Annotated in this window: 27 protein-coding genes; 13 read left to right on the top strand and 14 right to left on the bottom strand. The window is 66.8% G+C overall.

The features are described 5' to 3' along the window. Window positions 1–7: 7 nt before the first annotated feature. On the bottom strand, window positions 8–2926 hold the full coding sequence (locus A5711_RS12570; RefSeq protein WP_067946884.1) for an RND family transporter: 2919 nt from the start codon (window positions 2924–2926) through the stop codon (window positions 8–10). Further along, the gene (locus A5711_RS12565) at window positions 2923–3354 is read right to left on the bottom strand and encodes an MmpS family transport accessory protein (RefSeq protein WP_067946882.1); all 432 of its coding nucleotides are present in this window, start codon (window positions 3352–3354) and stop codon (window positions 2923–2925) included. Before A5711_RS12565 ends, A5711_RS12570 begins: the two co-directional genes overlap by 4 nt. Window positions 3355–3587: 233 nt before the next feature. Here A5711_RS12565 and A5711_RS12560 point away from each other — a divergent pair, with 233 nt between their 5' ends. From A5711_RS12560 to A5711_RS12550, 3 genes are all read left to right on the top strand, one after another. Beyond that, window positions 3588–3872: a metal-sensitive transcriptional regulator gene (locus tag A5711_RS12560; protein WP_067946880.1), complete on the top strand. Its 285-nt coding sequence runs from the start codon at window positions 3588–3590 to the stop codon at window positions 3870–3872. 29 nt (window positions 3873–3901) lie between these two features. Beyond that, on the top strand, window positions 3902–4495 hold the full coding sequence (locus A5711_RS12555; protein WP_067946878.1) for a DsbA family protein: 594 nt from the start codon (window positions 3902–3904) through the stop codon (window positions 4493–4495). 76 nt (window positions 4496–4571) lie between these two features. Beyond that, on the top strand, window positions 4572–4970 hold the full coding sequence (locus A5711_RS12550; protein WP_067946969.1) for a DUF302 domain-containing protein: 399 nt from the start codon (window positions 4572–4574) through the stop codon (window positions 4968–4970). A gap of 23 nt (window positions 4971–4993) precedes the next feature. Here A5711_RS12550 and A5711_RS27225 read toward each other — a convergent pair whose 3' ends face one another. Continuing rightward, the gene (locus A5711_RS27225; protein ID WP_197500957.1) at window positions 4994–5167 is read right to left on the bottom strand and encodes a hypothetical protein; all 174 of its coding nucleotides are present in this window, start codon (window positions 5165–5167) and stop codon (window positions 4994–4996) included. Window positions 5168–5266: 99 nt separating this feature from the next. Continuing rightward, window positions 5267–5593: a hypothetical protein gene (locus A5711_RS12540; RefSeq protein WP_082953299.1), complete on the bottom strand. Its 327-nt coding sequence runs from the start codon at window positions 5591–5593 to the stop codon at window positions 5267–5269. 157 nt (window positions 5594–5750) lie between these two features. On the opposite strand from A5711_RS12540, the gene A5711_RS12535 reads away from it, so the two are divergent. Beyond that, complete coding sequence (locus tag A5711_RS12535) at window positions 5751–6206, top strand: MaoC family dehydratase (RefSeq protein WP_067946874.1); 456 nt, start codon at window positions 5751–5753, stop codon at window positions 6204–6206. A 90-nt stretch (window positions 6207–6296) separates the two neighbouring features. Here A5711_RS12535 and A5711_RS12530 read toward each other — a convergent pair whose 3' ends face one another. After that, window positions 6297–7592 (bottom strand): acyl-CoA dehydrogenase family protein, encoded by a 1296-nt coding sequence (locus tag A5711_RS12530; RefSeq protein WP_067946964.1) that lies wholly within the window; start codon window positions 7590–7592, stop codon window positions 6297–6299. An 80-nt stretch (window positions 7593–7672) separates the two neighbouring features. Beyond that, window positions 7673–8371: a GAF and ANTAR domain-containing protein gene (locus A5711_RS12525; protein ID WP_067946872.1), complete on the bottom strand. Its 699-nt coding sequence runs from the start codon at window positions 8369–8371 to the stop codon at window positions 7673–7675. 161 nt (window positions 8372–8532) lie between these two features. Here A5711_RS12525 and A5711_RS12520 point away from each other — a divergent pair, with 161 nt between their 5' ends. Beyond that, complete coding sequence (locus tag A5711_RS12520; protein ID WP_067946870.1) at window positions 8533–9429, top strand: manganese catalase family protein; 897 nt, start codon at window positions 8533–8535, stop codon at window positions 9427–9429. 52 nt (window positions 9430–9481) lie between these two features. On the opposite strand, the gene A5711_RS12515 is transcribed toward A5711_RS12520, so the two are convergent. Both A5711_RS12515 and A5711_RS12510 read right to left on the bottom strand, forming a co-directional pair. Continuing rightward, window positions 9482–10060 (bottom strand): hemerythrin domain-containing protein, encoded by a 579-nt coding sequence (locus A5711_RS12515; protein ID WP_067946868.1) that lies wholly within the window; start codon window positions 10058–10060, stop codon window positions 9482–9484. 161 nt (window positions 10061–10221) lie between these two features. Then, window positions 10222–11319, bottom strand: a complete 1098-nt coding sequence (locus tag A5711_RS12510) for a F420-dependent hydroxymycolic acid dehydrogenase (RefSeq protein ID WP_067946866.1) — start codon at window positions 11317–11319, stop codon at window positions 10222–10224. Between the two features lie 66 nt (window positions 11320–11385). On the opposite strand from A5711_RS12510, the gene A5711_RS12505 reads away from it, so the two are divergent. Both A5711_RS12505 and A5711_RS12500 read left to right on the top strand, forming a co-directional pair. Continuing rightward, on the top strand, window positions 11386–11991 hold the full coding sequence (locus A5711_RS12505) for a GNAT family N-acetyltransferase (protein ID WP_067946865.1): 606 nt from the start codon (window positions 11386–11388) through the stop codon (window positions 11989–11991). A 43-nt stretch (window positions 11992–12034) separates the two neighbouring features. Beyond that, window positions 12035–12439 carry a hypothetical protein gene (locus A5711_RS12500; protein ID WP_067946863.1) on the top strand — a complete coding sequence of 135 codons (405 nt, stop codon included), beginning with the start codon at window positions 12035–12037 and terminating at the stop codon, window positions 12437–12439. Window positions 12440–12479: 40 nt separating this feature from the next. On the opposite strand, the gene A5711_RS12495 is transcribed toward A5711_RS12500, so the two are convergent. Then, a complete protein-coding gene (locus A5711_RS12495) occupies window positions 12480–13127 on the bottom strand; it encodes a TetR family transcriptional regulator (RefSeq protein ID WP_197500959.1) in 648 nt (215 codons plus the stop codon). Window positions 13128–13223: 96 nt separating this feature from the next. On the opposite strand from A5711_RS12495, the gene A5711_RS12490 reads away from it, so the two are divergent. The 4 genes from A5711_RS12490 to A5711_RS12475 are packed head-to-tail and all read left to right on the top strand — an operon-like array spanning window position 13224 to window position 17061. After that, complete coding sequence (locus tag A5711_RS12490; RefSeq protein ID WP_067946859.1) at window positions 13224–14318, top strand: ferredoxin reductase; 1095 nt, start codon at window positions 13224–13226, stop codon at window positions 14316–14318. Between the two features lie 19 nt (window positions 14319–14337). Next, window positions 14338–15444, top strand: a complete 1107-nt coding sequence (locus A5711_RS12485; RefSeq protein WP_067946857.1) for an acyl-CoA desaturase — start codon at window positions 14338–14340, stop codon at window positions 15442–15444. 52 nt (window positions 15445–15496) lie between these two features. Further along, window positions 15497–16021 carry an SRPBCC family protein gene (locus A5711_RS12480; RefSeq protein ID WP_197500958.1) on the top strand — a complete coding sequence of 175 codons (525 nt, stop codon included), beginning with the start codon at window positions 15497–15499 and terminating at the stop codon, window positions 16019–16021. Then, the gene (locus A5711_RS12475) at window positions 16021–17061 is read left to right on the top strand and encodes an LLM class flavin-dependent oxidoreductase (protein ID WP_067946856.1); all 1041 of its coding nucleotides are present in this window, start codon (window positions 16021–16023) and stop codon (window positions 17059–17061) included. The genes A5711_RS12480 and A5711_RS12475 overlap by 1 nt, the downstream gene beginning before the upstream one ends. Here A5711_RS12475 and A5711_RS12470 read toward each other — a convergent pair. Together A5711_RS12470 and A5711_RS12465 are read right to left on the bottom strand one after the other, a co-directional pair. Then, window positions 17058–18170: a DUF1214 domain-containing protein gene (locus A5711_RS12470; protein WP_067946853.1), complete on the bottom strand. Its 1113-nt coding sequence runs from the start codon at window positions 18168–18170 to the stop codon at window positions 17058–17060. The genes A5711_RS12475 and A5711_RS12470 overlap by 4 nt on opposite strands. Then, complete coding sequence (locus A5711_RS12465; protein ID WP_067946851.1) at window positions 18167–18742, bottom strand: TetR/AcrR family transcriptional regulator; 576 nt, start codon at window positions 18740–18742, stop codon at window positions 18167–18169. The genes A5711_RS12470 and A5711_RS12465 overlap by 4 nt, the downstream gene beginning before the upstream one ends. Before the next feature lie 28 nt (window positions 18743–18770). Here A5711_RS12465 and A5711_RS12460 point away from each other — a divergent pair, with 28 nt between their 5' ends. Then, entirely contained in the window at window positions 18771–20006 is a 1236-nt protein-coding gene (locus A5711_RS12460; RefSeq protein WP_067946850.1) for a sulfotransferase, read from the top strand. A 29-nt stretch (window positions 20007–20035) separates the two neighbouring features. Beyond that, window positions 20036–20926: an alpha/beta fold hydrolase gene (locus tag A5711_RS12455; RefSeq protein WP_067946848.1), complete on the top strand. Its 891-nt coding sequence runs from the start codon at window positions 20036–20038 to the stop codon at window positions 20924–20926. Window positions 20927–20937: 11 nt separating this feature from the next. Here A5711_RS12455 and A5711_RS12450 read toward each other — a convergent pair whose 3' ends face one another. Genes A5711_RS12450 through A5711_RS12440 form a run of 3 tightly spaced genes read right to left on the bottom strand, consistent with a single transcriptional unit; the run spans window position 20938 to window position 22848 of the window. Next, window positions 20938–21981 carry a zinc-binding dehydrogenase gene (locus A5711_RS12450; RefSeq protein ID WP_067946845.1) on the bottom strand — a complete coding sequence of 348 codons (1044 nt, stop codon included), beginning with the start codon at window positions 21979–21981 and terminating at the stop codon, window positions 20938–20940. Window positions 21982–21984: 3 nt separating this feature from the next. Then, on the bottom strand, window positions 21985–22197 hold the full coding sequence (locus tag A5711_RS12445; RefSeq protein ID WP_007167199.1) for a molybdopterin-binding protein: 213 nt from the start codon (window positions 22195–22197) through the stop codon (window positions 21985–21987). Window positions 22198–22236: 39 nt separating this feature from the next. Next, window positions 22237–22848, bottom strand: coding sequence for a TetR/AcrR family transcriptional regulator (locus tag A5711_RS12440; protein ID WP_067946843.1), 612 nt, complete (start codon window positions 22846–22848; stop codon window positions 22237–22239). Between the last annotated feature and the right edge of the window lie 102 nt (window positions 22849–22950).

Raw genomic sequence — 22950 nt, 5'->3', positions numbered from 1 at the left:
CTGGTCGTTACCTCGCCGTGGACGCCATCGCTTTTTCGGGCTTGGTGATTGGCGCGTCGGCTTCCTCGCCGAGAAGAAGCGAACGAACGAGGCGGCGGGGCCCGAAGGGCCGCAGCATTTCGCTGGCGGGGCGGGGCCGCACCCGCATCGGCCACCAGAACCAACGCCCCAGCAGTGCCGCGATCGACGGCGTCATCAGCGAGCGCACGATCAACGTGTCGAACAGCAGCCCGAGACCGATCGTGCTGCCGGCCTGGCCGATCGAGCGCAGGTCGCTGGCGACCATCGACATCATGGTGAAGGCGAAGACCAGACCCGCGGAGGTGACCACGCCACCCGTCCCGCCCATCGAGCGGATGATGCCGGTCTTCAGTCCGGCGCCGATCTCCTCCTGGAACCGGGAAACCAGCAGCAGGTTGTAGTCGGATCCGACCGCCAGCAGAATGATCAGGCCGAATACCGGTGCGATCCAGTTCAATTCGAGGCCCAACAGGTGTTGCCACACCAACACCGACAGCCCGAAGGCGGCACCCAGCGAGAGCAGCACCGTGCCGACGATCACCAGGGATGCGACCAGGGCACGCGTGATGATCAGCATCACGACGAAGATCAGCGTCAGCGCCGCGAGCCCCACGATCAGCAGGTCGTAGTGGGAGCCCGACTGGATGTCACGGTAGATGGCCGCCGTGCCCGCGAGATAGAACTTGGCGCCCGTCAGCGTCGTACCCTTCACCGCTTGATGCGCGGCGGCCAGTTCCGGCATGACCGCCGAAATGCCCGCCGGCGTTGCCGGGTCCGCGTCGTGGGTGATGATGAAGCGCGCGGCCTTGCCGTCCGGCGACAGGAACAGCTTCAGGCCACGCTGAAAGTCGGGATTCTGGAACGCTTCCGGGGGCAGGTAGAAGTAGTCGCCGCTGCGGGACGCGTCGAATGCCTGACCCATCGCGCTGGCCGTGTCGGTCATCTGCGCCATTTGGGTGACCAGACCGGAGAAGCTGCTGTGCATCGTGAGCAGAGTGCCCTGCATCGACTGGGCGACGGCGATGATCGGCGGGAACTCGGCGAGCATCTGGGGCAATATCGCGTCGACGTTGTTCACGTCATTGATCAGCGTGCGCATGTTCTCGCTGAACTTGTCCACACCATCGATCGCCTCGAACACCGACCTCGCGGCCCAGCACACGGGGATGTTGAAACAGTGCTGTTCCCAATACAGATAGCCGCGGAACGGGCGGGCGAAATCGTCGAAATCCGCAAGGTGGTCACGCATCTCGTCCAGCGTGGCCTGCATCTCGTGCATGTCGCCGACCATGTGATGCGTCGCGCCGCTCATCTGCCCGACCAGGTCCTGCATCCGCCGCATCGAGACGATCATGGCGCCGAGGTCGTCGCTCATCTTGAGCATGTCGTCGGTGCGGTCCCGCATGAATTGCAGGTTCTGCTGGATCGGGATCGACTGGGCGCTGATCTGGAACGGTATGGAGGTGTGTTCGATCGGGCCGCCCAATGGCCGGGTGATGCTCTGCACCATCGCGATTCCGGGTGCGCGAAAGATGTCTTTGGCTAGCCTGTCGAGGATGATCATGTCGCCGCCGTTCCGCATGTCGTGATCGCTTTCGATCATGAGGATGTCGGGATTCATTGTGGCGGCGCTGAAATGGCGCTCCGCGGCCGCGTAGCCGACGCTCGACGGGAGACCGTGGGGTATGTAGAAGCGGTCGTTGTAGCTGACCTTCATGCTCGGCATGATGAGGATCCCGACGATCGCGATGACGAGCGACGCCGCGAAGACGGGGCCGGGCCAGCGCACGGTGGCGGTGCCGACCCGCCGCCAACCGCGCGTCTTGATCATCCGTCTCGGGTCGAGCAAGCCGAACCGGGTGGCCACCGCGACGACGGCTGGGGCCGCGGTCATCGCTCCGGCCACGACGACGAGCAGGCCCAAGGCGGACGGGATGCCCAGCGCCCGAAAGTACGACAGGCGCGCCAGGTGAAGGCACAACGTGGCGCCTGCGATCGTCAACCCCGAGCCCAGGATGATGTGCGAGGTCCCGCGAAACATGGTGTAGTAGGCGGTTTCTCGGTCTTGACCGGCCTGACGCGCCTCCTGGTAGCGGCCGATGAGGAAGATCGCGTAGTCCGTGCCCGCCGCGATGGCCAACGAGGACAGCATCGCAACGACGAACGTCGAGAATCCCAACAGCTCGTTGTTTCCAAGCAGCGCGACGAGCCCCCGCGCCGTGCCCATTTCGAAACCGACCATGACCAGGACCAGAAGGACGGTGCTGACCGAACGATAGGCGATGAACAGCATGATCATGATGACCACACCGGTGACGCCCATCATCTTGAACATGCTCTTGTCGGCGGCCTCGTTCATGTCCGTGGTCAAGGGGGCCGGACCGGTGACGTAGACCCTGAGTCCCTTGGGGGGCTCTGACTTGTCGACGATCTTCCGCACCGCGTCGACTGACTGGTTGCCCAGGGTGCTGCCCTGGTTGCCGGCCAGGTTGAGTTGGACGTAGGCGGCCTTGCCGTCGCGGCTCTGGACACCGGCGGCGGTGAGCGGATCGCCCCAGACGTTCTGGACGTGCTGCACGTGCTTGGGGTCGGCCTGCAGCTTGTTCACCAAGCCGTCGTAATAGCGGTGCGCCTCGTCGCCGAGCGGTCTGTCGCTCTCCAGGACGATCATCGCGATGCTGTCGGAGTCGGACTCGTGGAAGGTCGCGCCGATGCGCTTGGCGGCGATCATCGCCGGAGCGTCCTGGGGCGACATGGTCACCGCGTGGTTCCGCGCGACCGACTCGATCGGCGGCACGAGCACGTTCAGGGCGACGGTGAGTAGTAGCCAGCCGATGATGATGGGCCAGGCGAACTTGCGGACGAACCGCATGAATTTCGGACGGGCTTCGGTTTCGGTGTTCATGCGGCCTTCACCAGACAGGAAGTTTGGGCGTGGCGCCCGGCCGAGGAGCGCTGGTCCTTGACCACGCCGTTGACGGTGATGCGGCATCCGATGTCGTCGCTGTTGCCCTGTGCCACCAGGCTGGCGATCACGGCCGGCACCGTTGTGGTCACCGTGAAGGTCCACGGCAGAGCGGTGAAGTTCGCCTGTTCCGGCCGCGCGTTGTTGTCTAGGTAGCTCACGGTTCCCGTTGTGTCACTTGGGCCGTAGACCTCGTAGGTCACCTGCTTGATGTGCGAGGCTTCGAGTGGTTCGGCGCCGCGGCCCGTCGCGGTGAAGATCGCGTCGGAGCCGAAGACGCCGCGGAGCCGCTCGACGGCGATGCCACCGAGAGCGACTGCCGTCACGACGACCAGCGGCACCCACGCCCGTCTGAGAAACGTGGACACTGCCGTTTCCTTCCCTCGTGACCTGGTCGTTCTGGTACGGAGTCTCAGCCCGCGTCGCCGCGGCGAATAGGGCCGTTTGGCCCGCAGTTGAGGGCCAGCGGGCACACGCCGCACGTGATCGCGTGACTGGTACCCGCGAGTCGCGACTTGAACCCAGCGCAATTAGTACCATACCCGGTGGGGTATCGGCCAACGCGCCATGTATACCCCCGAGGGTATGGTATGAAGGAGTCATGGCTAACGAAGTTCACGACCCCGGCGACATGGATGCCGTCCTGGCCCGACTGCGTCGCGCGCACGGTCAGCTCGGGGGCGTCATCGCGATGATCGAGCAGGGCCGCAGTTGTAAGGACGTCGTCACCCAACTGGCCGCGGTGTCGCGGGCACTGGATCGCGCCGGCTTCAAGATCATTGCCTCGGGGCTGCGCGACTGCATCGCCCGACCGGAGGGTAGTCCCACCGACGGGCCGGCCGTGTCGATCGATGAGCTGGAGAAGCTGTTCCTGAGCCTGGCCTGACGGCCGGCCTTGACGAGAGGGGAAGACCAATGGAACCGACGAGGGTGACCCTGTGGTTGGACCCGGTGTGCCCGTTTTCGTGGAACACCGCACGATGGTTGCGCGCCGTCGCCGAGAAGACCGGCATTGCCGTCGATTGGCAACTGATGAATCTGGCGGTGCTCAACGAGGGACGAGAACTGCCGCCACCTCAGCAGGCCCGCATGCGCGACTCGCAACACGTAGGCCGGCTGATGGCCGCTATAGCGCGCGAAAAGGGCGCCCCCGGGTGGGCCGACGCGTACTTCGCCTTCGGTGAGCGGTACTTCGACCGCTCCGAACCGCTCGACGACGATCTGGTCGCCCACGTTTTGGCCACTGTGGGCGCGCGCGACACCACCGCCGCGGCAATCGGGGATGAATCCCTAGACGGACTCGTGCGGCAAGCGCACCGGGCGGGACAGGATGCGCTCGGGGAAACCGGGGGCAGTCCGATTTTGCGCATCGACGGGCACGCGTTCTTCGGTCCGGTCCTCACGGCGTTACCCGACCCGGCAGCCTCGATCGCACTCTTCGACGCGGTCACGACTTTGGCCGCGACTGCCGAATTCAGCCAGCTGCAGCGCCCGCGCGCCGCGGGTTAGTTGTGACCGCGCCGGGCGCGAATCGCCCTAGCGCCGAATGAAATTCCGGGTAGATCGAAACACCGAGGAGGAAGAAATGACATCAGGATTGAGCGCCACATTGCACACCTCGTTTGAGGACGCGGTGGAACAGACCACTAAGGCTCTGGCCGAACAGGGCTTCGGAGTGCTGACCACTATCGACGTCAAGGCCACCCTGAAGAACAAGCTCGGGGAGGACATGGAGGACTATGTGATCCTGGGTGCCTGTAACCCGGTGTTGGCGCATCGCGCGCTGGGCATTCACCGCCAGATCGGCCAATTATTGCCGTGCAACGTCGTGGTGCGAACCGACCCCGCCGAAAACGACGCGGTTCTGGTCGAAGCCATGGATCCCCAACTCATGGTCCGGGTGACAGGCGAGCAGGGCGCCCTGCAGGAGGTTGCGGATCAGGCCACCACCAAATTGCAGGCCGCGATCGGCGCACTCCGGTAACCGGTCCGCGGAGGGGTCGGGAGTCAGCCCTGCTGGCTCCGCGCTTCGGCACCCGATTCCCCGGCATCGAAAGAATCGTCCGAGCCGGCCGCTCCTACGTACGAGCCGTCGGCCTCGCCGGCCGCGGCGCGTGACCGTGACTCGTGAGCCTCCGGTTCGACGTCGGACTCCGTCTTGTGGCCCTTCGGCTCTCCCATTTGCTTCCTTCCGGTGCGGGTCTTGACTTCCGACGGGGTTCCCAGTGCATGCGCCGCCAAACCAGCGTGCACTGCGCTGTCGACTTCCCGCAGGATCGGTCAAGCCTCGCCCAAGGCGTCGCCGAATCCGCGGACGACGCGGTTGTGTTGGCTTTCTGCCAGCGCCTGGCCGGCGCCGAGCACCAGGGCCATGGGCCACTCGAGGATCTGAAGCGCCGCGAGTGCGGCCAATCCACCATAGAAGGCGAGATGGTCGGGGTGCGGCACCCGCACCTGCCCGATGATCGGAACGTTCAGACGCGTGAATGCGGCTTCACGGATTCGTTCCGAGGGCCGCCGGGACGTCCAGTCGTCTTCCGCGGCGGTGACGCGCGTTCGTGACCCATGCGCCTCCGATTCGATCGCGCGCTTCTTGCGTTCGGTCATGCCGTTCCCCTTCGGGTTGTTGCGTGTGCACACAGGGCTTCCCCGGGCGATCACCGTGAAACGAATTCCGGTTCTCGCGGCAGACTCGACGGGCCGAACGGCGATGCCGGATGCCCCCGGCGCTATCCTTAGCGCCCGGAGTCAAGGAGAAACCTCAATGCGCACCTTCGAATCAGTAGCCGAACTCGCGGCGGCAGCCGGCGAAACCATCGGCCACAGCGACTGGGTGACCATCACCCAGGAAGACGTCAACCTGTTCGCCGACGCGACCGGCGATCACCAGTGGATCCACGTCGATCCGGAACGCGCCGCCGCCGGTCCTTTCGGCGGGACGATCGCCCACGGTTTCATGACCCTGGCCCTGTTGCCGCGCCTGCAGCACCAGATCTACGCGGTCAACGGCATCAAGCTCGCAATCAACTACGGTCTCAACAAGGTTCGCTTCCCCGCCCCGGTGCCCGTCGGCTCCCGTGTGCGCGCGCAGACGTCGCTGGTCAGCGTTGACGACGTCGGAAACGGTGCCGTGCAGGCGACCATGTCCACCACCGTCGAGATCGAGGGCGCGCCGAAGCCGGCGTGTGTGGCCGAGAGCATCGTCCGCTACGTCTCGTGAGCCACTGCCGCGAGACATAAACCACGGCGGCGCTTTACGGCGTGTCGGCGCTGAGGTTTATGTGTCGTGACGCTGCCGGGGAGAGCCGGGTCAGAACTCCGCGACGGAATGCTCGAGCCGCTCGGCCAGTCGCGCCTGGGCTTCCGCGCGCCGGGTGGGTATGTGCGCGGACGGGAATGGCGTTGTCACCGGCTGATATTCGCGCAAGGTGCGGCGTGCCACCGTCATCTTGTGCAGTTCGGTGGCGCCATCGGCGATGCCCAGCGACTCGGCCGCCACCATCATCTTGACGAACGGCATCTCGTCGGAAACGCCCAGCGCGCCGTGCAGGTGCATGGCCCGCTGCACGACGTCATGCAGCACCTGGGGCATGGCCACCTTGACCGCCGCGATGTCGCGACGCACCTTCTGGTAGTCGTGGTGCTTGTCGATCAGCCACGCCGTGCGCAGCACCAGCAGCCGGAACTGCTCGATCTGTATCCAGCTGTCCGCGATCTTCTCCTGGGTCATCTGAAAATCGGAGAGTCGCCCGTGTCGCGTCTTTCGGGACACGGCGCGCTCGCACATCATGTCAAAGGCGCTGCGCGCCAACGCGATTGTGCGCATCGCATGATGGATGCGCCCACCCCCAAGCCGGGTCTGCGCGATCATGAACGCCTGACCCTCGCCGCCCAGCACATGGTCGGCCGGAACGCGCACGTCGATGTAGCGGACATACCCGTGGCTGGCGCGCGCCGACGACTCGGCTCCCACGCCCACGTTGCGGACGATCTCGATGCCCGGTGTCTCGGCCGGGACGATGAACAGAGACATCTTGTCGTACGTGCGCGACTCGGGGTTGGTCACGGCCATGACGATGAAGAACGAGGCGTGCTTGGCGTTGGTGGAGAACCACTTCTCCCCGTTGATGACCCAGTGGTCGCCGTCGCGGGTGGCGGCGGTGACGAATTGTCCGGGATCGGAACCGCCCTGCGGCTCGGTCATCGAGTAGCACGAGGTGATCTCGCCGTCGAGCAACGGTTGCAGGTAGCGGCCCTTTTGGTCGTCGGTGCCGAACATCGCGAGAATCTCGGCGTTGCCGGAATCCGGCGCCTGGCAGCCGAACACCGACGGCGCCCAGCGGGAACGGCCGAGGATCTCGTTGAGCAGCGCGAGCTTGACCTGGCCGAAGCCCTGGCCGCCGAGCTCCGGCCGCAGATGCGCGGCCCACAGCCCCTGATCCTTCACCTGCTGCTGTAACGGCCGCAGGATCGCCATCATTTCGGCGTTCTTCTTGTCATAGGGATCGAGCGCGACCAGATCGAGCGGCTCGAGCTCGTCGACCATGAACTTTTCGACCCAGTCGAGCTTTGCCTGATATTCCGGGTCTGTTTCGAAATCCCACACGGTGGCCACCCGTTCCCCGGCGCAGCGCCGCGCCGGCCTCGTCGATGAAGCCACCCCATCGTAGATGGCGGCGGCGGGAATCAGTCCGCGTTGCGGGTATCGATGACGCGCTGCGCGATGTCGATGAGCTTGACCTGACTTTCTTGAGACAGGCGGCGCAGCAGGTCGAATGCGCGCAGCTCGTCCACGCCATAACGCTCCATGATGATGCCCTTGGCCTGGCCGATGCGGTCGCGCGTAGACAGGGCCGATTGCATCTGCTGCCCGTGGCGGCTCGCCATGATCGCCGACGCCGCGTGTGCGGCGAAGACGGTGCCGATGGTTTCGGCCTCGGTGTCCCACACGTCGGCCCGGTAGCTGAACAGGTTCAGCGCCCCCGCCGTGCGCTCGGCGGTATACAGCTTGAACGACAGGCTGCTCAGCACGCCGCGTTCCACGGCAGCCGGCGCGTAACTCGGCCAGCGGGGTTCGTTGCGGAGGTCATCGGTCCGCACGATCGTCTGCTTCAGGGCGGCGTCGTGACAGGGGCCCTCATTGAAGTCGTGCTGCAGCTTGTCGAGCTCCGCGGCCAGGCTGTGGGTGTCCGCGACCGACTCGAAGTCCTCGCCCCCCTTGATCAGCAGCACTCCCGCGACGTCCGCCGCCGGTATCAGCTCCACCGCGGCGGTGGTCACGTCGGTGAGAACCTGGTCGAGCGAGCGCGGGGCGGCGGTGTCGCGGGCCAGCTCGGCCATCCGCATCGCCAGCTCATGCCGGGAACTCGGGTCCGATAGGTCCATAACCGGGATTGTCCACGATGTGCCTCCCGCCGCCTCACGCGGGCGCCTTCCGGCAGACCCCTTGCAGGCGCCTGCGCGGTTGCTGTCGCCCCAGTTTGGTGACCCAGACCGCGGGTATCCGGCGAGACCATAACCTTCTCGACAAGCCTAGGGAGACCCCAGTGTTCGTTCACAACAAAGATCTTCAATTTGAGGTCAGAGTCGACAAGCCGGACCCGCGGTTCGCGACGTTGCTGCAGGAGCAGTTTGGCGGCGCCAACGGTGAACTCAAGGCTGCCATGCAGTACTTCACCCAGGCGTTCGTCCTGCGCGGCAAGAACCCGAAGCTGTACGACCTTTTCATGGACATCGCCACCGAAGAGCTCAGTCACCTGGAAATGGTCGGGTCGATGATCACTATGTTGCTGGACGGTCTCAACGACAACCTGAAGATCGCCAACGAGACGTGTGACTGGATGCCGGCGGTGGCCAGCGGCGACGGTCGCGACCAGATCATTCATCAAGTCGCGGTCAACCCGCTTTATCTCGCGCTGAACGGGGGCAGCCCGGATGTGAGCAACTCCCAGGGCGTGCCCTGGATGGGCTCCTACGTCAACGCCAACGGCGATCCCACGGTGGATCTGCGCAGCAACTTGGCCGCCGAATCGCGCGCGAAGATCGTGTACGAGTACCTCAAGCAGTACACGGACGATCCCGGTGTGCAGGACACCCTCAGCTTTTTGATGACGCGCGAGGTGACGCACTACCAGCAGTTCACCGCGGCGCTCAACGAGCTACCGGTTAACTTCCCGCCGGGGCAGTTGCCGGGCGACCCGCGCTTCCAGAACGTCGCGTTCAACATGTCCAACGGTGGCGGCGAATCGATCCGCGGCCCGTGGAACGAGGGCCAGGGGCCGTGGCCCAAGGGTATGGAGTGGGACTACGTCGAGAAGCCCGAACAGCAGTGGCTCGGCGGCACCACTCGGCAGAACCAGGGCGCGCAACAGAACCCGCAGGGTTCGCCCGCCATCACGGCAGAGAAACCCTTCACGCACGAACAACACAGTCCCACAAGCTAGTTGGAGACAAGAAGGCCGGGCGTTGAGGATCCAACGCCCGGCCTTCGAGTTTCTACTTGACCTGCGGGTCCGGCGGGTTGTCCTCCGCGCGGCCGGTCAACGCGTCGCGCACGTGGTCGACGACCGCCGCCCCCATCCCCACCGTCTTGAGCACCGCCGGGTTGGGCGGGGTGCCCGGATGGGGGCGGGTAGGAGCGATCTTCTTTGCCTGCTCCAGCTTTTCGCCGATCTTCTCCAACTCTTGTCGGCTGATCGCCAGCTCGACCTGCGGCCACACCACGTCCTGCTCGTAGGCGATGTGCTCGCGGCCGGCTTTGACGAACTCCTGCAACGCCTCGTGATAGTCCGGCTCGCCGGGCTTGCCGTCCTCGAGCCGCTGCAAGAGTTGCTTACCGGCCTGCTCCTGCTCGATCGCCTTGTCGACGATTCCATCACCGATGGCCTCGCGCACCGCCGGCCAAAAGAATTGCTCCTCAATGGCTTCGTGTTGCGACTCGGCGATGATGAGGTTGTTCACCACGGTTTCCAGGCCGCTCGCTTGGGCGCCCGAGCCCGACGGCGCTCCGTCGAGCGTCTCGAACAGACCGAGGACACTTTTGTGGTCCTGGCGAAGAAAAGTGATTGCATCCATGCGTTGCCTTCCAGTTGGGCTTGTCACTCGAAGTGGCCTGCGGATACCCTGGCCCGTGGCGTTGAAACGGCCGCCCGCGGCGCTGGCGCCAGTGCGGTTGTGGCAAAAGAGCGTCGTTTCAACCGGTCTCGCCCGGGGTAGGTCGTCGAGCCCGGTTCCGTCTAGTGCAACTTGGGCAAGACGTTGGTGCGGTAGAAGTCGATCGCCGTCAGCGGATTGCTCTGGGGGAAATGCAGAAACGGCACGGCGCCGGCGTCGAGGACCGTTTGCACGGCGTTGATGTGGGCGGCCGGGTCGGTGCCGACGGTCCAATTGGCGAGCACCTTGTCGATGGGATTGACCGCGGCGGCGCGCTGGATTTCGACCGGATTCGGCTGGTCGACGGCGCCGGCGGTGAAGCGCCACAGGCCGGCGGCCGTCGTCGCCTCGGTGTTATCGCCGACGACAGCGAACAGCTCCGCGCGCTTGCCCAGGCTGCCCGGGTCGCGGCCGGCGGCCTCCGCGCCGGCGCCGAATGCGGCCACCAGCGCGGGATTCGTGACATCGCGCGCTTGACCGATCCAACCGTCACCGTATTGACCCGCCATGGTCGCGCTTTTGGGTCCGCTGGCCGCCACGAAGATCGGTGGCGGTGTGGCCGGTGTGTCGTAGATCTTCAACGAGTTGGTCTGAAAGTAGCGGCCCGCGAACGACGTTCGCGATCCGCTCCACAATTCGCGGATCATCTTGATCGCCTCGACCAGCCGGTCGTGGCGCTCGGCGTATTTGCCGAACGTGTTGGTGGTCGCCTGTTCGTTGAGCCGTTCCCCGGTGCCGACCCCCAGGAACACCCGGCCGGGGCTGAGGATGGCCAGCGAGGCGAAGGCCTGTGCCACCACGGCCGGGTGATAACGGTAGGTGGGGCAGGTGACTCCGGTGCCGAACCCGATGCGGCTGGTGGCGTTGCCCACCAGCGCGAGCGTCAGCCAGGGGAACATCGAATGGCCCTCGTTGTCCTGCCACGGCTGGATGTGGTCGCTGGCCCAGACATACTGAAACCCGGCCTGTTCGGCCGCCTGCGCTTGCGCCACCAGCTGGTCGGTGCGGAACTGCTCGTGCGAGAGCACCACGCCCACCCGTTTGACCGCGGGCGGCGGCGGGGCGGCGGGGGCGCCGTGGTCATGTTCCGGCCGCCCACAGCCGGCCGGCAGCCCGGCCGTGCCGAGCATGCCCGCCCCGGCGGCCATCCGCCCGAATGCGCGACGCGAAACGCCGGTCACCGCCCTAACGTACCCGCCGCTTCGGTGATGACACCCGAATGTGGTTCACCCGCTAGCCTGACTCGGATGACTCCCCAGCCACGGCCGGCGCGGAAGGCCGACGTCCGCGACCTTTCACTCACCCTGGGCCGGGCCTTCTACGACGACCCGGTAACAACGTGGCTGCTGCCCGACCCGAAGGACCGGGCCGCCAACCTGCACCGGTTGTTCGCGACGATGACCCGCCACCACCATCTGGGCTGCGGCGGCGTCGAGGTGGCCTGCGACGGACCGGACATCGGCGCGGCCGCGCTGTGGGATCCGCCGAACCAATGGCGCGAGACCCGTCGGGGCGAACTGGCGATGATTCCGACGTTTCTGCGGGTGTTCGGCCTGCGCACGGCGAGGGCACGCGGCCTGCAGGAGCTCATGAAGCGCATGCATCCCGAAGAGCCGCACTGGTATCTCGCCGTGATCGGGAGCGACCCGTCGGTGCGCGGGCGGGGGTTCGGGCAGGCGTTGATGCGGTCGCGGCTGGATCGCTGCGACGCCGAATACTGTCCGGCCTACCTCGAGTCGAGTAAGCCCGAAAACGTGCCGTACTACGAACGTTTCGGCTTCACGGTGACCCGCGAGATCGTCGTCCACGACGGCGGGCCAACCATGTGGGCGATGTGGCGGTCGCCGCGCTAGGAGCGGGGTTTAACCCCCCGACCCGGCGGGCAACCGTTCCCGCATGAGCGAAAACCCCCAAGCCGACGAGCTGGTGGACCCCTCGGACTTCCCCGAGGAAGGCGGCCCCGGTGACACGTTGAACGCGAGCGAAGGCACCGACTCCGACGAGTTGCACAATGACGACGGCGACATCGTCGTCGACCCGCCCGAGGACTGGAGCGAAGCGAACCGGTTCGGCATGACCGCGCGGGAGGAGCGCGAGGGCGAATCGCTGGACGCCCGGCTGGCGGAAGAGGAGCCGGACATCTCGCCCGACTTCCCCGCGGAAGGTGGGGATGCGCTCGCCGACGGTCGTCCCGGACGCGCCCACCGGGGCCAGATCGACGGAGCGCCCGAAGACGGTCAGTCCCTGTACGAGGTCGTCGACGAGAACGGAGCGCCGGACTTCACTCAGATCACGGAGTGAGGTAGCCAGTGTTCGACTGTTCACTCCGAGTGCGGCGCCGCTAAGGCTTGCTCTTCCAGCCGGCGATGCCGATGGCGATCATCCGTAGCTGCTTGACGGCGAGCCGCCGAATGTCTTCCAGCGTTTCGGCGCTCTGCGCATCCTCGATCGCCTCCGCGATGACGATCATCGCGTTGACGAACAGGGTCGCGAGCACGTTGAGATCCTCAGTGGTCCACTCGTGCAGCCGCGGGAAGCGCGCCAGGTCGGTGGCCAGTTCGGACGTGATCAACCGGATCTCGGTGCGGATCGCATAACGCAGCACAGCGAGACCGCTGTTGCGTTCACGGGCAATGAATCGCCAGTGTTCCCGCCGCTGCGCAACACTGGCGACCAGGATCTCGACGGATGATTCGATCACCCGGTTCGGGTCGAGCTTGCCGGCACGCGCGTCGCGCAGGGTGTCGCGCAAGCTGCGGAATGACTCGTCGATCAAGACCAGCCCGAGCGCCTCCATCGACTCGAAGTGGCGATAGAACGCGGCCGGCACGATACCGACCTCGCGGGTCACCTCGCGCAGGCTGAGACTGGAAAAGCTGCGGTCCTGCAGCAGCTTGAGTGCCGCGGCGATGATTGCGCGACGGGTCGCCTCCTTGCGCTCCTCACGCGACCGACTTTCGCGCGTGCGCTCGCGACCAGAACCGCGCACCCGTGAGCTAGGAGTACGGCTGTTCACTATGTGAACCCTACCACAGACCTGCGGAAACCCTTGACTGACCGGGGGGTATGGTCCCACAGTGTACATATGTTCACTCAAACCGCTCAGACTTCGGGTCGAGCCCTCGCTCGGACTTTTCGGAAGCGAGTCTTGGGTTCAGACCTTCTCGATCTGCTCACCGGCCCGCACGGCGTCGACCGGTACACCGAGCTGGTGGCGCCGACCTGGACGCTGGGGGAGGCCCGCGCCAAGGTGATCGACACGCGCCGCACCACCGCGCGCAGCGTCACCCTCACCCTGGCTCCGAATGACAGCTTCACGTCCGCCCATACCGTCAAAGCCGGCCAGTACGTCAACCTCAGCGTCGAGATCGACGGGCGCCGGCACACCCGCTGCTACTCCCCGGCCAACGCCGAGGGGAGTGCCCATCTCGAGCTGACGATCGGGCAGCACGACGGCGGGCTGGTTTCGAACTACCTGTACGAACACGCCCGCCCCGGCATGGTGTTCGGTTTGGCCGGCGTCGGCGGCGACTTCGTGTTGCCGGTGGAGCGGCCCCGGCGGGTCCTCTTCGTTTCGGGTGGAAGCGGCATCACACCGGTCATGGCCATGGTGCGCACCCTGATCGCCGAGGGGCACCGCGGTGAGATTGCCTTCATCCATTACGCCCGGAACGAGCGCGAGGCGTGCTACCGCGATGAGCTCGCGACGCTGACCGGCGTCCGGGTGCTGCACGGCTACACCCGAGCCGACGGCGGCGATCTCGCCGGCCGGTTCGGCGCCGCGCATCTGGCCGCCGCGATGCCGTCACCCGACGCGGTGTTCGTCTGCGGGCCAACGCCTTTGGTCGATGCCGTCCAAACCCACTGCGACAACGTCCACACCGAGAGCTTCGTGCCACCGTCCTTCGATGCGCCCGCCAACCCCGCGGGCGGGCGGGTTACCTTCTCCGACAGCGGGGTCGATGTCGTTGACGACGGACGTCCCCTGCTGGAACAGGCGGAATCGGCCGGCCTGTCACCCGAAAACGGCTGCCGGATGGGCATCTGCCACACCTGCACGCGGCGAAAGACCGCCGGCACGGTGCGCAACCTGATCACCGGCGCGGTCTCGACCGGCCCCGACGAGGACGTGCAGATCTGCGTGTCCGTCCCGGTCGGCGACGTGGAGCTCTCGCTTTAACCTTCGGAAAGGAAAAGCCATGACACAGAACAAGATCCACCTAACCCCCGAACAGGCCGACGCATTCGGCCGCGAACTGGATGCCATCAGGGAACGCGTGATGGCCAGCCTGGGCGCGGAGGACGCCGACTACATCCGCCGCGTCATCAAAGCCCAGCGCGCGCTGGAAGTCGGCGGCCGCGCGCTGCTGTTCCTGCCGCCCGCCTGGCTGCTGGGGACCACCATGCTCGGGTTGTCGAAAATCCTGGACAACATGGAGATCGGCCACAACATCATGCACGGCCAATACGACTGGATGCGTGACCCGAACATCTCCGGCCGCTCCTTCGAGTGGGACACCGCGTGCCCGGCCGATCAGTGGCGGCATTCGCACAACTACATGCACCACACCCACACCAACATCGTGGGGATGGACCGCGACATCGGCTACGGCATCCTGCGGATGAGCGAAGACCAGCGCTGGCAGCCGTACTTCCTCGGCAACCCCCTCTACGCCTTCTTGCTGATGGTGTTGTTTCAGTACGGCGTCGCATTGCACGAACTGGAAACCGAGCGAATCCGCTCCGGCGAAATCGCGCTCGCCGACAAGCGCGACGTGCTGCGCGCGATCTGGAAGAAGACGAGCCGGCAAACCCTCAAGGACTACGTGGCCTTCCCGCTGCTGGCCGGTCCCTTCGCGCCGTTCGTCTTCGCGGGCAACCTCTCGGCCAACCTGATGCGCAACGTCTGGTCGTACATGATCATCTTCTGCGGCCACTTCCCGGACGGCACGCAGGAATTCACCGTTGAGGAGACCAAGGACGAGTCGCGCGGCCAGTGGTACTTCCGCCAGGTCCTCGGTTCGGCAAACCTGACCGGCGGCAAGCTCTTTCACCTGCTGTCCGGCAACCTGTCCCACCAGATCGAGCACCACCTGTTCCCGGACATGCCGGCGCGGCGCTACGCCGAGATCGCGCCCGAGGTGCAGGCGATCTGCGAGCGCTACGGCATCCCGTACAACCGCGGCCCGCTGCTGCGGCAGTTCGGCACCGTCGTCCGCAAGATCGTCCGGCTCAGCGTCCCGGACTCGGTGCTGCGGAAGGCCACCGCCGACCGGTCGGCCGATCCGGTGCCCGCTGCTGCCTGACGGCCGCCCATAGCCCCCGCACGTGACCCGGGCATTCACGTGCGGGGGCACAATGGGCTGCGTGGAATGGACCGGCGCGCGCTATGCGGACAAACCGACGGTGGAGGCATCGACGTGGATCGACGCCGACCCATCCCGGGTGTGGAGCCTGGTCTCCGATATCAAGCTCATGCCGACGCTCAGCAACGAGCTGCAGGCGGTGGAGTGGGCCGAGGGTGCCGACGGCCCGCGGGTGGGCGCCCGCTTCATCGGACACAACGAGCACGACGCGTTCGGGCGATGGACCACCACCTCGCAAATCGTCGCGTGTGACGAGCCGCGCGAATTCGCCTGGGCCGTCGGGGAACCCGACAACCCCGCGGCGATGTGGCGGTTTCGGCTGAAGTCCCGCGATGGCGGCACGGCGCTGAGCTACTGGATGCAGATGGGTCCGGGACGTTCGGGGCTGTCGGTGGCGATCGAATCGATGCCCGACAAGGAACAGAAGATCGTGTTCGTGCGGATGCGCGAGTTCGAAGGCGCGATCGGCAAGACGCTCGCGGCCATCAAGAGACTGGCCGAGCACGGGGTGCGCTGATGCGCACCGCCACCACGGTCGAGTTGTCGAGCGCCGGCCGTGAAACCGTGGCCTTCGTCGTCGAGGCGGAGAAGCTGGGCCTCGATGTGTGCTGGGTGGCCGAGGCCTGGGGCTCCGACGCACCCTCGGCCCTGGGCTACCTCGCGGCGCGGACCGAACGAATTCTGCTCGGGTCAGGCATCCTGCAGGTCGGCGTTCGCTCGCCCGTCATGGTCGCTCAAACCGCCATCACGCTATCGAACTTGTCGGGCGGGCGTTTCCTGCTCGGGCTGGGCGCGTCCGGCCCGCAGGTGATCGAAGGCTTGCACGGCGTCTCGTTCAGCCGGCCCCTGGCCCGCATCTCCGAGACCGTCGACATCGTCCGGCAGGTGTTCACCGGAGAGAAACTCTCGTACTCGGGCAAGCACTTTCAGATTCCGCTCCCCGGCGGCGAAGGGGTGCCGATGCGGTTGTCGACCCGGCCCGAGCATCCCATTCCGATCTACCTGGCCGCGCTGTCACCGGCCATGCTGCGGTTGACGGGCCGGGTCGCCGACGGGTGGCTGGGGACCAGCTTCGTCCCGGAGGGCGCCGGCGCCGCCTACTTCTCGCATCTTGACGAGGGTCTGGCCGCGGCCGGCCGCACACGGGCCGACGTCGACATCTGCCAGGGCGCCGAGGTCGCCTTCGCCTCGGACGAAGACGAACTGCGCGCGATGGTGGCCGGCCGCAAAAAGGAGCTCGCGTTCAGCCTGGGCGGGATGGGATCGTCGAGCACCAACTACTACAACCAGGCCTACAGCCGGCAAGGCTGGGCCGGCATCGCCGCCGAGGTGCGCGAGCGCTGGCAGCGGGGCGACCGCGCGGGCGCGGCCGCATTGGTGACCGACGACATGGTTTTGGCCACCACGCTGATCGGCACTGAGGAGATGGTCCGCGCGCGGCTCGCGGTGTGGCGCGACGCCGGTGTGAACACCGTGCGGCTGTACCCGGCCGGCGACACGCTGGACGCGAAGCTTCGCACGCTCGGCCGGGCCGTCGAGTTGGTTGCCGAGGTCTAGGACACGTCTGTCGGGGCCTCGGATGCCCTGACGAGCTTCACCTCCGGCCGCTCCGGCACGCTGTCCGCCAGGAACCACCGGAAGGCAAGGTTGCCGCGCGGATAGCCCAGCGTGGTCAGCGAATTCGGGTGGCCGGTTCGATCGCGGGACAAGACGATCGTCACGGAGCCGTCGCTGTTGAGGGCGGCGCTGTGGCCGTTGACCGAGCAGCGGGCATCCGGGCCCTCGGAGGCGCCGAAGGTGGCCATGAACTGGTTCCAGACCACCATGTTCCAGAATCGGCACGCCGGCGGCCGGTGGGTTATCACCAGCGCCTCGTCGGCGTCGAGCACGAAGCTGCCGTAGGAATAGCACGCGTCGCGCGCTGACCAACCGAAGTTTGCGTCGGGCACCTGATAGGGATCGGCGAATTCGTTTGCGGCATGGGCGGTTTCGTGCCCGAGCGCGTGCTCGTCGTCGACACGCGTCCCTACGGCCAGCGGCACGATGGCGAACATGGTGCGCAACCAGGTCGCGACCGCCCGCAGGCTCGCGGCGGTCTCGGCGTCGCCGTGGCGGATCGGCTCCGGATCGTCGAGCGCCTCGATGCGCCAGGTGACGGGACGCCCGGTCAGCGGATCGGCCTGGTAGTCGCGGGTCATCAGCACCGCGGCGTCGGGGGTAGGGCCGAGTTCGAAGGCGAAGTTGCCGTCGGCGCCCACGTCGAGATCGCTGTCACGGACGATCGCGACCACCCGGTCGGACCACGCGCCCGGTGCCGGCTCGTTGTAGGCGGTCACCGAAAAGTACACGCTGTCACCGCGATTGCCACTGATACGGTATCGGCGCTGCGGGTCGACCGGGCACATGAAGTAGTAGGCGTCGGTGTTGTCGCCACCCCAGCGGCGGTCGCGCCGGAACGGTGTGTTCACCGCGACGAACTGGGGCCGGCCGGGCTCGGGGAACAGGTAGGCGTCGAACGCCACGCCGAGCGTGCTGGCGAGCATGCGGTAGCCGTCGGCGATGTGGCGGTCGTCGGTCACGGCCCGGTCGCCCTCCAGAAAGGGGCGGTCCAGGGTGCCAAGCGTGCCGAGCAACTCCTGCCAGGCGGCCGTCGTTTCGTGCGTCATGCGCGGATTCCCTTCAGGAGCAACGTGGTTGTGCGATCGACCCAGGCGTCTCCGAGTTCGCCGACGCGGGTGAGCAAGCCCATCAGGGTGATGCCGGCGATGGCGTCGGTGAGTTCGGTGGCGGTCACGTCGGGCCGGACCTCGCCGCGGCCCGCGGCCCGCTCCAGCAACTCGGTCAGGCCGCCGCCGATGACGCCGGCGAATCGGTCCAGCAGCGCCGAGTGCAGGGTCGGGTCGGCGGCCATCTCGCCCACCAGGCCCGGCAGGGCCGCCCTGGCGGCTGGCGTCGTCAGGAAAGCCGCTGAGCGACGGACCATTTCGCGTAGGTCTTCGGGCAGTGAGCCGGTATCGGGCAGCTCGGTCGCGACACCGATGGGAAACACCGCCTCATGGACCAAGTGCGCCTTGCTGGGCCAGCGCCGGTAGATCGCCGGCTTGCTGGTCCCGGCGCGATCGGCGATCGCGGAGACCAAGAGCCCCGCATAACCGGTCTCGGCGAGCAGCTCGACCGTCGCGGTCAACACCGCGCCGTCGATGCGCGGGTCGCGGGGCCGGCCAAAATCCACTACCATTACGAAACTGAGAGTAACATAAGTCGCCGTGACCGACGCCGTTCGCCTCGATGACCTCGCCGCGCCCCGTTTCAGCGCCGAGGCACAACAACTGCTCGACATGATGGCCACGCTGGCGCCGGACTGCCCCCTGGATGCCGACGCGTTGCATGCGAGGGCCGCCGCGGACACCGGCCTGGACGACTTCGGCCCGGGCGACTACCGCGAACGGCTCGACGTCTACCTGGCCGCGCTGCGCGACATCGACGGGCTCCACCCGGCCGGCGTGGTGAACTTCTACGGGCAGCTGCTGCAGTTGCTCAAGAACCGGCTGCTGTTGACCGACCTGCTGCGCCGGCATCCCGAGATCGACGAGATCGAGCTGCAACCGCCGGTGGTGATCGCCGGCCTGCCCCGCACCGGCACCACCCATCTGCACAACCTGCTGGCGACGCCGCCCACCTTTCGCACCATGCCGTACTGGGAAAGCGTCGAACCGTTTCCGTTGCCGGCCGAGGCCGGGGTCGAGCCGGATCCCCGCCGGGCGCGGATGGACGTCGCGGTCGGGCTCATCAACACCGTGATGCCGCACTTCCCGCTGATGCACGAGATGACCACCGAGCACGTCCATGAAGAGATCCAACTGCTCGCCAACGATCTGTCGACCATGCTCTTCGAGACGCTGGCCGACGTGCCGCGCTGGCGCGAGTACTACCAGGCCCACGACCAGACGCCGCACTACGCGTACCTCGCCCGGCAACTCAAGACCATGCAGTTCTTGCGGGGCGGGCGGCGCTGGCTGCTCAAGTCGCCCCAGCATCTCGAGCAGGTGCCGGTGCTCGATCGCGTATTCCCGGGCGGCATCGTGGTTTTCACGCACCGCGACCCGGTGCCGGTGGCGCTGTCGATGATCGCGATGATCACCTACTCCGCGCGCATGCACCGGTCGCCGGTGCCCGTGGAGCGGATCGCGGCGTCGTGGATCGACCGCCTCGAGGACATGCTCACCGCCCTGGTCCGCGACCGGGAAACCATCGGTCCAGACCGCTCGATCGACATCCGGTTCGACGACTTCATGGCCGACGAAACCGGTGTCGCCGAGCGGGTGTACGCCCTGGCCGGCGAGCCGTTCACCGACGAAGTCCGAATGGCGATCGACGAGTACCTGGCCGGTCACCGCCGCGGCCGGCTCGGGAACGTCGCGACGTCCTGCGAGATGTTCGGCCTGGACGAGGCCGACCTGCGCGGCCGCTTCGCGCCGTACGTCGAGCGGTTCCTGGCCTAACCCGCGGCGGCCCGCTACGTTCTCACTTCATGGTCACAATGCCCGCGCTGGACGGTGTCGAACACAGGTATGTGGATCTGGGAAGCGGTGTGACGATCCACGTGGCGGACGCCGGCCCGGCCGACGGCCCGGCGGTGATGCTGGTGCACGGGTTCCCCCAGAACTGGTGGGAATGGCACAACCTGATCGGGCCGCTGGCCGCCGACGGCTATCGCGTGCTGTGCCCCGACCTGCGCGGCGCCGGCTGGAGCTCGGCGCCCCGGTCGAGTTACACCAAGGCCGAGATGGCCGACGATCTGGCGGCCGTCCTGGACCGCCTGAATGTCAAGGCGGTCAAGCTCGTCGCGCACGACTGGGGCGGGCCGGTCGCGTTCATCATGATGCTGCGCCACCCGGAGAAGGTGACCGGCTTCTTCGGCGTGAACACCGTTGCGCCGTGGGTGAAGCGCGACTTGCGCGCGGTTAGGAATATCTGGCGGCTCTGGTATCAGATCCCGATTTCGTTGCCGGTCATCGGGCCGCGGCTGATCAGCAACGCCAATTCGAGGGCCAGCCGCCTGCTCGGGGCATGGGTGGGTGGCGGCTACACGCTGCCCGAGGAGGACCTCCGTCTCTACGCCGAGTGCATGCGCCAGCCCGGCCACGCGGAGGCGGGTTCCCGTTGGTATCGCAGCTTCCAGACCGGGGAGATGCTGAGCTGGATGCGCGGCGAGTACGCCGACGCCCGCGTCGACGTGCCGGTGCGCTGGCTGACCGGCACCCAAGATCCGGTGATCACGCCCGACCTGACCGACGGATATGCCGACCACATCAGCGATTTCGAGGTGGAGCTGGTCGACGGCGTCGGCCATTGGATCATCGACCAGCGCCCGGAGCTGGTGCTGGACCGGCTGCGGTCCTTCCTGCGCGGCGAAGGGTAAGCGCCGGCGCCTCAGGGCTGGACGAGGATGCGGATCGGGTTGCCCTGCTGGCGTTCGAGCATCTCGATGCCGTGCGCCACGTCCTCCAGGGCGACGATCTCGCTGATCGACCGTGAAAGGTCAAGGCGCCCAGCCGAAACCAGCTTCGCCAGGGTCTCGATGTCGACGTTCTGGTAGCCCAGGTGGCCGAGCACCTGCTTGCGGGTCAATCCGAACAGGGAGGTGGGCCCGACGGTCGGCGCCTCGGCGCTCATCCCGACGCCCACCAGCCGGCCGCCCGGGGTGAGGCAGTCAAGCCCCTGCTCGAACGTCGCCTTCAGCCCGACGGCGTCGAAGGCCACATCCAGCAGCCGGCCGCCGGTTATCCCCGCGATCTTGTCCTGTAGCCCGTCGTCGCGGGAGTCGAACGCGTAGTCCGCGCCCACGGCCAGGGCGCGCTCCAGAACCGCGGGGTTGACGTCGACGGCGATGATCGGCACGGCACCGACCAGCCGCGCCAGCTGGACGATGTGGGTGCCGAGGCCGCCGACGCCCCACACGCCGACCGACTCGCCGACCGCCACCTTCCCGGTCCGCACGACCGCACCGAACGGCGTGGACACCGCGTCGGCCAGGATCGCCGCCTGCTCCAGCGGCACGTTGTCCGGTACCCGGGTCAGGCCAGCCGCCTGCGCCAGGGTGTAGTCGGCCCACGCCCCGTCGTAAGCGAAAGCCATCAACTGGATCCGCAGGCAATTCACCACATCACCGCGCCGGCAGTTCGCGCATTTCTGGCAGGGCCGGCCTGCGGCAACCACGACACGGTCACCCTCGGCCCAGCCGGTCACCTCCGGGCCCAGCTTCGCGATGGTGCCCGACGCTTCGTGGCCCTGGGTCACCACGGGTCGCTGCGCCGGGAAGGTGCCGTTGATGAGGCTCAGGTCGGAATGGCAGATGCCGCAGAAGGCGACCTTGACCAGGACCTCTCCTGGACCGGGCTCCGGTATTGGAACATCTTCGAGCGCAACCGTTTTGGTGTCCGCATAGAAGCGCTCGGCGCGCATCGTCGTCGCCATGGGTCAGTCGACGCCGATGGTGACTTCCGTGGACTTGATGAACACGGTTGCGGGCTGCCCGACCTTGAGACCGAGGTCGGTCGCGGCGTCCTTGGTGACGGAGGAGGTGACGACCTGGTCGCCGCCGTCGAGCTTCACCTTCACGATCGCCATCACGCTCCCGAGATCGACTTCGGTGATGGTCCCTTTGAGCTGATTCCGGGTCGACAGCCGCATCGCGAGGTCCTCCGTCTGGTTGAGGGGTATGCGATGAGCCTAGTGTCGCGGGCCGAGCAGGGCTATGGAGGCGTCGACAGCCGGCTCGACGATTTCCCGCACCGGCTTTCCGTCTTCGACGGCGAGGGCGGTGAGTTCGCGCAAACCGCCCAGCAGGATGACCGCCAGCGGGGCGGTCAGCGGGGGCAGCTCGGCCCGCTGGAACCCGGGGCTGGCGCTGAGGTCGATCAGCAGGCTGGACAGCAGCTGCAGCCCGCGGCGCTGCACCGGGCGCGCGGCGGCACCGAGCGACGGAAGCTCCCGGATCCAGCTCAGCGTGATGGCCGGCCGGGATTCGATGTAGCCGACGTAGGCCTCGACGGCCTGACGGATCTGCTGATGCCAATCGGCCTCGGGGTCGACCGCCGCCGCGATGCACGCACCGAGCTTTTCGTTGTCGGACCCCAGCAGCTCGAGGAAGCACTCCTCCTTGCTCGCGAACTGGTCGTAGAAGGTGCGCTTGGACGTCCGGGCGTGACGAACGACGTCGGCGACGGTGCTGGCGCGGTAGCCGCGCTCGGCGATCGAGCTGGCGAGGCCGTCGAGCAGCCTGAGCCGGAAAGGGTCACCGAGGACCGCTTCGTCAGCCGTTGCTGTCGTCGCTGAGGTCACGGGCGGCGCCTTTCGGTAGGTACGGCACCCTTGTCAGGCTGTGGTACCACAGAGTACCGTATCCCCGAAAGGTCTGGTACACCGCGGTACCACCCCGGACTC

The sequence above is a fragment of the Mycobacterium sp. E2238 genome (assembly GCF_001672665.1).
In the GTDB taxonomy this organism is placed as follows: Bacteria; Actinomycetota; Actinomycetes; order Mycobacteriales; family Mycobacteriaceae; genus Mycobacterium.
This window is presented reverse-complemented; position numbering and strand designations above follow the sequence as displayed.